Origin of the sequence: Bacillus pretiosus (assembly GCF_051294775.1) — a bacterium.
GTDB classification, from domain to species: domain Bacteria; phylum Bacillota; class Bacilli; order Bacillales; family Bacillaceae_G; genus Bacillus_A; species Bacillus_A wiedmannii.
Genome location: NZ_JBPPHF010000242.1, coordinates 1 through 300, shown reverse-complemented (window position 1 = coordinate 300; position 300 = coordinate 1). Strand labels below are relative to the sequence as shown.

At 43.7% G+C, this 300-nt stretch carries 1 protein-coding gene; it reads left to right on the top strand.

Translation table 11 applies throughout. The annotated features are described in order from the left end of the window. Positions 1-300, top strand: a 300-nt coding sequence (locus tag ACSG5Z_RS30705) for an oxidoreductase dimerization domain-containing protein (protein WP_503827191.1), incomplete at both ends; no start/stop codon positions are given.

The following is a 300-nucleotide window of genomic DNA, read 5'->3' as shown; positions in this document are numbered from 1 at the left end:
CATGCAGTATGCTTCACTGATCCTGAATTAGCATCTGTTGGTTACACTAAGAAACAAGCTGAAGAAGCAGGAATGACAGTAGCTGTATCTACGTTCCCATTCGCTGCTAACGGTCGTGCATTATCATTAAACAGCACTGACGGTTTCCTACAACTTGTAACACGTAAAGAAGTTGGTCTTCTTGTAGGTGCTCAAGTTGCAGGTGCAGGCGCTTCTGATATTATCTCTGAGATTGGTTTAGCTATCGAAGCTGGAATGACAGCAGAAGATCTGTCTCTTATACACAGATACCTAGCCCAC